The organism is Micromonospora sp. D75 (assembly GCF_018070405.1).
Lineage (GTDB): Bacteria > Actinomycetota > Actinomycetes > Mycobacteriales > Micromonosporaceae > Micromonospora > Micromonospora chalcea.
Genome location: NZ_JAGPXV010000254.1, coordinates 1 through 7,874, shown reverse-complemented (window position 1 = coordinate 7,874; position 7,874 = coordinate 1). Strand labels below are relative to the sequence as shown.

The following is a 7,874-nucleotide window of genomic DNA, read 5'->3' as shown; positions in this document are numbered from 1 at the left end:
GCTCCCGGATCAGCCACTCCCGCTGCGCCCTGCCGAGCAGCCCCCGGTTGCGGTCGGCGTACGTGTTGCCGTCGTTCGGGTCCTTGTAGGTGCGCATGTCCAGCACGAACACGTCCAGCAGCGGCCCGTACGACAGCTTGCGGTACATCGGCCCGCCGGCCGGCACCGGCAGCCACTCGTGGAACGCCTGCCGGGCCCGGGCGGCGAGCACGTCCACCCGCTTCTCGCCGTACCGCTCGTCGGTCAGGATCTCCCCCGGGTACCAGTTGTTCACCACCTCGTGGTCGTCCCACTGGTTGATCTGCGGCACCTCGGCGGCGAACGCCCGCAGGTGCTCGTCGAGCAGGTTGTACGCGAACTGCCCCCGGTACTCGGCGAGTGTCTCGGCCACCTTGCTCTTCTCCGGCGTCACCAGGTTGCGCCAGGTGCGCCCGTCCGGCAGCACCACGCTCTCGGTCAGCGGGCCGTCGGCGTACACGGTGTCGCCGCTGCACAGGAAGAAGTCCGGGCGGCGCTCCCGCATGGCCCGGAAGATCGCCAGCCCGTCGAAGTCGGGGCTGATCCCCCAGCCCTGCCCGATGATGTCGCCGGTCCACACGAACCGCACGTCACGCCGCTGCTGCCGCCCGGGGGCGGTGGCGAACGAGCCGGTCAGCGGCTCGCTGCACAGGCCGTGCCGGTCCAGGCTCTCCACCCGTACCCGGTAGTGCAGCCGCTGGCCCGCGGGCAGGCCGCGCAGGCGGACCTTGCCGGTGAGGTCGCCGGTGGGGTCGACCACCGGGCCGCGCACCAGGCGGGCGCCGCGCAGGTCCGGCCGGCGGCTCACCTCGACCAGCATCCGGCCGGGCCGGTCTGCGCGGGTCCAGACCAGCGCCGAGTCGGCGGTCACGTCGCCGCTCTGCACGCCGTGGGTGAGCAGCGGCCGGCCGCCGGGCCGCAGGCCGGGTGCGGCGGGCGCGCCGGGCGCGCCGAGCAGCGCGCCGCCGGCGATTCCGGCGCCGGCGACCAGGCCGGCGCGGAGCAGGGTACGTCGATCGATGTGCGTCATGGGTTCTCCCGGTCTCGGCAGTGTCGCCAGCCCGGTCTACCGGCCGCAGGTGGCCGGGAACTCCGGTCGAGGTGACCGGAACGTCAACGACTGTTGTCGGCCCGGCCATGACCACCGTCACACCGCAGGCGCGTCACGCCGCGCCCGCCGTGCCCCGTCCTCTGCGCGTACCCCAACCAACGAGGAGGCGGCGATGAGCCGGATGGACATGGCGGCGGTGGCGCCGGAGGCGTACCAGGCCGTGCTGGGCCTGGAGAAGTACGTCCGGACGAACGTGGACCACACCGTGCTGGAGCTGGTGAAGCTGCGGGCGTCGATGCTCAACGGCTGTGCGTTCTGCGTGGACATGCACAGCCGGGAGGCGCTGGGGGCCGGGGGGGACAGCCGCCGGCTGTTCGCGGTCGCGGCGTGGCGGGAGGCGCCGTTCTTCGACGAGCGGGAGCGGGCCGCGCTGGCCCTCACCGACGCGGTGACCCGGCTCGGCGAGCACGGCGTGCCGGACGACGTCTGGGACGGCGCGGCGAAGGTGTGGTCGGAGAAGGAACTGGCCGACCTGGTGGTGGCGATCGCCACCATCAACGTGTGGAACCGGGTCGCGGTGACCTGCCGGACGCAGCCGCCGGCGCAGGTCTGATCGCTGACACACGACGGCCCCGGTCCCGCCAGGAGCGGGCCGGAGCCGTCGGCGCGTCGGTCAGGCCAGCTCGGGGAACCAGAGCGCGATCTCGCGCTTGGCGCTGTCCGCCGAGTCGGAGGCGTGCACCAGGTTCTCCCGGTTCGACAGCGACAGGTCGCCCCGGATCGTGCCGGCGGCGGCCTTGCGGCCGTCGGTGCTGCCGATCATGGCGCGCACCACCTCGATCACCTGGTCGCCGGAGAGCACCAGCGCCACCAGCGGGCCGCTGGTCATGAACGTCTTCAGCGGCGGGTAGAAGGGCTTGTCGACGTGCTCGGCGTAGTGCTGGTCGGCGAAGTCGCCGTCCATGGTCCGGCTCACCATCGCGTCGATCCGCAGGCCCTTGCGCTCGAAACGGGACAGGATCTCGCCCACCAGACCGCGGCGCACCGCGTCGGGCTTGATCAGTACGAGCGTCCGCTCGTCCGGGCTGCTGCTGGACACGCTGGTTTCCTCCTGCGCACTCAAACGGGGTCGGCTGGGTACGGTCAGCGTAGCGACCCGGTCCCGGCGCCGGCGCGGCGGCTGCGTCTTCCCTGGCCCGCCGTGGCGGCCTAGCCTGGCCCTGGAACCCCTGGGAGGTCCACTGTGGCGAATGGCGGGAACCGCACGATCGCGCCGGTACGCAAACTGATCGGCACGGTGCTGGGCACCGTCGCCACCTTCGTGACGGTGTTCGGGCTGGGCATGACCAGCTGGGCCATCGTGGCGCTCGGCGTCGCGCTGCTGGTGCTGGCGATCGCGCTGGCCACGGTACGCGGCGGCGGTCGCACCTGGGTGATCGGGCTGGGGCACGTGCACAGCGCCTCCGAACCACCCACCCAGTACGCGTTCGGCCGCTGCGAGCTGCAACTGGTGATCGACGCGCCCGGATTGCCGCCCCGGTCCAAGAAGATCATCGAGCCTCGGGTGCCGGTCGCCAAGTGGCCCTCACTCGGCCAGGCGCTGCCGGTCCGGGTGGCGCTGGACGACCAGCGGCACGTGCGCGTCCTCTGGGACGAGGTGCCCACCCACGCGGAGACCGCCGCCGCGGTGGCCGACCTGCCGCCCGAGTACGACACCCCGGACCCGCTGGACGAGCCGCTGATCGCGCAGGAGGCGCCGCCGTGGGCCGGGCGCGCGCCCGAGGACGACTTCCGCGACGACTACCCGCCCGCGCCGGAGGAGTACCTGGACGGCGTGCCGCCCCGGGCCGAGGAGCGCGAGCCGGTGGTGCTGCACCAGAGCCCCAGCGGCCGGATGGTGCTGGAGGGGCAGCTCGTCGAACCGGCAGCCGCCGGCCCGCTCCCCCGCCGCGCCCCGGCGCCCCGCGTCCCGGCCGAGGAGCCGATCGGCGCCCCGGCACCCGACAGCACGCGCGCCGAGGCGGCCGACACCATTCCCGTCGAGACCGTGCCCGACCCGATCGACGTGCCGCTGGACGACCCGGCGGACGCGCCCCGGCGCTCCGACACCCCGCCCACCGCCGAGGAACTGGACGAGGCCATCTTCGGCCCGTCCGCCTCGTCCGGCCCGGGGGACGCGGCCGAGCCGGACGGGCTGGGCAGCCCGATCAGCGGCGTCGGCATCACCCTGCTCGTCACCGACCTGGACCGGTCCCTCGACTTCTACCGCGAACTCGGCTTCGACGAGCTGGACCGGGGCGAGGGCAACGCCGTGCTCGCCTCCGGGCCGACCCGGCTGGTGCTGCGCCGGGTCACCGGCGCCGCCCCGATCAGCCGCCGGCTGGTGCACGTCAACCTCGAGGTGGACGACATCCAGGGCGCGTACGAGCGGCTGCGCGAATCGGGCGTCCGGTTCACGTACGCGCCGCGCGTGGTCAACCGGGGCACCAAGCTGGAGGTGTGGGCGGCGGCCTTCCGCGACCCCGACGGTCACGGCGTCGCCCTGACCCAGTGGCGCACCCTCGCCGAGGTGTAAGGAAGGGCCCCTTCTTAACGCCTCAGGTAGAGGAAGGGGCCCTTCTTAACACAACACCGCGCGGCACCGCGCCGCGCGCGACGGCGCTCAGCCGAGGATGACCCGCCGCACGTGCAGCGCGTACGCCCACACCAGCGCGAACATCACCCCGAGCGCGAACAGCGACCAGTGCAGCAGCCCGGAGAGCAGCAGCAGACCCTGAAGCACGGTGCCGGCGTGCCACGCCCACGGTCGGCGCATCAGGCCGGCCAGCACCACGCAGGCGACCGCCAGCGCCACGATCGCGCCGATCGCCGCGCCGCTCAGGTCACCGCCGACCACCCGGATCGGCTGGATGGCCAGCAGCAGCACCAGCGCCTCCAGCGCCATCGTGCCGGCGCCCAGTCCACGTACCGCCTTGTCCGGGTTCCGGAGCCCGGACCGCCGCTCGCCGCCCGCCTGCTCCGGACCGGCCTGGTCCGCGTCCGGGCCATGCTGCGGGCCGGTCATCGCTTGAGCAGCCGGCGGGCGTCGGCCACTGTCACCACCGATCCGGTGACCAGCACGCCCACCCCGGCCAGCTCACCCGGCACGTCGGACTCGGCCTCCGCCACCGCCGCCTCGATCGCGTCGGGCATCTCCCGGGTCACCTGCACCCGCTCCGGCCCGAAGATCTCCCGCGCCAGCGCGGCCAGCTCGTCCACCGGCATCGCCCGGGGCGAGCTGTTCTCCGCCACCACGATCGAGTCGAGCACCGGTTCGAGCAGTTCCAGCAGGCTCGCCGCGTCCTTGTCGCCGAGCACCGCCAGCACGCCGACCAGCTTGCTGAACGCGAACTCCTCCTGCAGCGCGGCCACCGTGGCGGCCATGCCGTGCGGGTTGTGCGCGCCGTCGAGCAGCACCGTCGGTGCGGTCCGTACCCGCTCCAGCCGGCCCGGCGAGCTGGTCGCGGCGAAGCCCTCCCGGACCGCCTCGATGTCGAGCTGCCGCCGGGTCCCGGCGCCGAGGAACGCCTCCACCGCGGCCAGCGCCACCGCCGCGTTCTGCGCCTGGTGCGCGCCGTGCAGCGGGATGAAGATCTCCTCGTACACGCCGCCCAGGCCCTGGATGGTCAGCACCTGGCCGCCGACGGCGACCGCGCGGCGCAGCACGCCGAACTCGGCGCCCTCCCGGGCGACGGTGGCGTTGACCTCGGCGCAGCGTTCCAGGATCGGGCGGGCCGCCTCCTCCTCCTGCGCCGCCGCGATCACCGTGGCGCCGGGGTGGATGATGCCGGCCTTGTGCAGCGCGATGTCCTCGATCGTGTCGCCGAGCCACTCGGTGTGGTCCAGCCCGATCGGGGTGATCACGGCGACGCCGGCCTGGATGACGTTCGTCGCGTCCTCCGCGCCGCCGAGCCCGACCTCCACCACGGCCACGTCGACCGGGGCGTCGGCGAACGTGGCGAACGCCAGCGCCGTGGTCATGTCGAAGTACGTCAGCGGCTCCGCGAACCGCTGGTCGACGAGTTCGGCCAGCGGCGCGATCTCGCGGTACGTGGACACGAACCGGTCCTCGCTCACCGGCTCGCCGTCCAGGCTGATCCGCTCCCGGACGGTCTCCAGGTGCGGGCTGGTGTAGCGGCCGGTGTGCAGCCCGAACGCCCGCAGCAGCGAGTCGATCATCCGGGCCGTCGAGGTCTTGCCGTTGGTGCCGGTCAGATGAATCGACGGGTACGCCCGCTGCGGGCTGCCCAGCAGGTCGAGCAGGGTTTCGATCTTCTCCAGCTCGAAGTGCATCCGGGTGAAGCCGCGCGCGTTGAGCGCGGCCTCCACCTCGGCGAACGCGCTGCGGTCGGTGCGGTCGGTGCGGTCGCTCACGAGGGCAGCGCCTCCAGGGCGGCGTCGATCCGGACCAGGTCCGCCTCGGCCACCGCCAGCCGTTCGCGGATCTTCGCCACCACCGGCTCGGGCGCCTTGCCGACGAACGCCGGATTGTCCAGCTTCGCCCGCGCCTGGGTGGCCTCCTTCTCGGCCGCCGCCCGGTCCTTGGTGAGCCGGGCGCGCTCGGCGGCCACGTCGATCGAGCCGCGGGTGTCCAGCGCGACGCTGACCGCGCCGGGCATGGCCAGCGTGGCGCTGGCCTGGAAGTCGTCGCCGGGCGCGTCGAGCCGGGCCAGCGAGCGCACCAGCGGCTCGTGCGCCGCGATGCCCGCGCCGGTCAGGCCGTCGAGCCGCGCGGCGACCCGCTGGGTCGGCCGCAGCCCCTGGTCCGACCGGAACCGCCGGACCTCGGTCACCACCCGCTGGAGGGTGGCGACTTCGCCTTCCGCGGCGTCGTCGACGAGGGTACGGTCGGCGACCGGCCAGGACGCCGTCAGCACGGTCTCGCCGCCGCTCAGCGCGGACCACAGCTCGTCGGTGACGAACGGGATGACCGGGTGCAGCAGCCGCAGGAGCTGGTCCAGCACGTGCCCGAGCACCCGCCGGGTGGCGTCGGCAGCCGGCCCGCCCTCGGCCAGCACCGGCTTGCTCAGCTCCACGTACCAGTCGCAGACGTCGTCCCACGCGAAGTGGTAGAGCAGGTCGCAGACCTTCGCGAACTCGTACGCCTCGAACTGCTCGTCGACCTCGGCGGTGACGTGCGCCAGCCGGGACAGGATCCACCTGTCGACGGTGGAGAGCTCGGCGGCGTCCGGCAGCGGGCCGCCGGTGTGCGCGCCGTTGAGCAGCGCGAACCGGGTGGCGTTCCAGAGCTTGTTGCAGAAGTTGCGGGAGCCCTGGCACCACTCCTCGCTGACCGGCACGTCCTGACCGGGGTTCGCGCCCCGGGCCAGCGTGAACCGGGTGGCGTCGGCACCGAACCGGTCGATCCAGTCCAGCGGGTCCACCACGTTGCCGAACGACTTCGACATCTTCTTGCCGTGCTCGTCGCGGACCATGCCGTGCAGCGCCACCACGTCGAACGGCTGCACGCCGTCCATCGCGTACAGGCCGAACATCATCATCCGGGCGACCCAGAAGAACAGGATGTCGTAGCCGGTGACCAGCACGCTGGTCGGGTAGAACTTCGCCAGGTCCGGGGTGCGCTCGGGCCAGCCGAGCGTGGAGAACGGCCACAGGCCGCTGGAGAACCAGGTGTCCAGCACGTCCTCGTCCTGCCGCCAGCCCTCGCCGGACGGCGGTTCCTCGTCCGGGCCGACGCAGACGATCTCGCCGTCCGGGCCGTACCAGACGGGGATGCGGTGACCCCACCACAGCTGGCGGGAGATGCACCAGTCGTGCATGTTGTCGACCCAGGCGAAGTAGCGCTTGGCCAGCTCGGCCGGCTCGATCGCCACCCGGCCGTCGCGCACCGCGTCGCCGGCGGCCTTCGCGAGCGGCCCGGTGTTGACGAACCACTGCAGCGACAGCCGCGGCTCGACAGTCGTCTTGCAGCGCGAGCAGTGCCCCACCGCGTGCAGGTACGGCCGCTTCTCGGCCACGATCCGGCCCTGCTCACGCAGCGCCGCGACGATCGCCGGACGGGCCTCGTACCGGTCCAGGCCCTCGAACGGGCCGGGCGCGGTGATGATCCCGCGCTCGTCCATGATTGTGAGCGAGGGCAGGTCGTGCCGCTGGCCGATCTCGAAGTCGTTCGGGTCGTGCGCCGGGGTCACCTTGACCATGCCGGTGCCGAAGCTCGGGTCGACGTGCTCGTCGGCGACGATCGGGATCCGCCGGTCGGTGAGCGGAAGCTCCACCTCGGTGCCGATCAGGTGCCGGTACCGCTCGTCGTCCGGGTGCACCGCCACCGCGGTGTCGCCGAGCATCGTCTCGGCACGGGTGGTGGCCACCACCACCTCGTCGCCGTAGCGGATCGAGACCAGCTCGCCCTCGTCGTCGGTGTGCTCCACCTCGATGTCGGACAGCGCGGTAAGGCAACGCGGGCACCAGTTGATGATCCGGTTGGCCCGGTAGATGAGCCCGTCGTCGAAGAGCTTCTTGAACATGGTCTGCACGGCCCGGGACAGGCCCTCGTCCATGGTGAAACGCTCGCGGTCCCAGTCGACGGCGTCGCCGAGCCGGCGCATCTGGCCCAGGATCGCGCCGCCGGACTCGGCCTTCCACTGCCAGACCCGCTCGACGAACTTCTCCCGGCCGAGGTCGTGGCGGGACAGCCCCTCACCGGCGAGCTGCCGCTCGACCAGGTTCTGGGTGGCGATGCCGGCGTGGTCCATGCCCGGCAGCCAGAGCGCCTCGTACCCCTGCATCTTCTTGCGCCGGGTGAGCG

General features: G+C 73.0%; 7 protein-coding genes. 2 read left to right on the top strand and 5 right to left on the bottom strand.

All coding sequences use genetic code 11. The features are described 5' to 3' along the window. Positions 1-1,048 (bottom strand): alkaline phosphatase (locus KBX39_RS16650; RefSeq protein WP_210871414.1); only part of this gene is annotated, 1,048 nt, incomplete at its 3' end. A gap of 193 nt (positions 1,049-1,241) precedes the next feature. On the opposite strand from KBX39_RS16650, the gene KBX39_RS16645 reads away from it, so the two are divergent. Further along, the gene (locus KBX39_RS16645; RefSeq protein WP_210871412.1) at positions 1,242-1,682 is read left to right on the top strand and encodes a carboxymuconolactone decarboxylase family protein; all 441 of its coding nucleotides are present in this window, start codon (positions 1,242-1,244) and stop codon (positions 1,680-1,682) included. Positions 1,683-1,742: 60 nt separating this feature from the next. Here KBX39_RS16645 and ndk read toward each other — a convergent pair whose 3' ends face one another. After that, the gene (gene ndk / locus KBX39_RS16640) at positions 1,743-2,168 is read right to left on the bottom strand and encodes a nucleoside-diphosphate kinase (protein WP_030503075.1); all 426 of its coding nucleotides are present in this window, start codon (positions 2,166-2,168) and stop codon (positions 1,743-1,745) included. 144 nt (positions 2,169-2,312) lie between these two features. On the opposite strand from ndk, the gene KBX39_RS16635 reads away from it, so the two are divergent. Beyond that, the gene (locus KBX39_RS16635) at positions 2,313-3,644 is read left to right on the top strand and encodes a glyoxalase/bleomycin resistance/dioxygenase family protein (protein WP_210871410.1); all 1,332 of its coding nucleotides are present in this window, start codon (positions 2,313-2,315) and stop codon (positions 3,642-3,644) included. Positions 3,645-3,731: 87 nt separating this feature from the next. Here KBX39_RS16635 and KBX39_RS16630 read toward each other — a convergent pair whose 3' ends face one another. From KBX39_RS16630 to KBX39_RS16620, 3 genes are all read right to left on the bottom strand, one after another. Next, entirely contained in the window at positions 3,732-4,133 is a 402-nt protein-coding gene (locus tag KBX39_RS16630) for a DUF4233 domain-containing protein (protein WP_043328962.1), read from the bottom strand. Then, on the bottom strand, positions 4,130-5,482 hold the full coding sequence (locus KBX39_RS16625) for a folylpolyglutamate synthase/dihydrofolate synthase family protein (protein ID WP_210871408.1): 1,353 nt from the start codon (positions 5,480-5,482) through the stop codon (positions 4,130-4,132). Before KBX39_RS16625 ends, KBX39_RS16630 begins: the two co-directional genes overlap by 4 nt. Continuing rightward, a partial coding sequence (locus KBX39_RS16620) for a valine--tRNA ligase (RefSeq protein ID WP_210871406.1) occupies positions 5,479-7,874 on the bottom strand: 2,396 nt, incomplete at its 5' end. The genes KBX39_RS16620 and KBX39_RS16625, both read right to left, overlap by 4 nt.

Coding starts and splice junctions, on each gene's coding strand:
- KBX39_RS16630 (WP_043328962.1), bottom strand. CDS start 4,133: ATGACCGGCCCGCAGCATGGCCCGGACGCGGACCAGGCCGGTCCGGAG.
- KBX39_RS16645 (WP_210871412.1), top strand. CDS start 1,242: ATGAGCCGGATGGACATGGCGGCGGTGGCGCCGGAGGCGTACCAGGCC.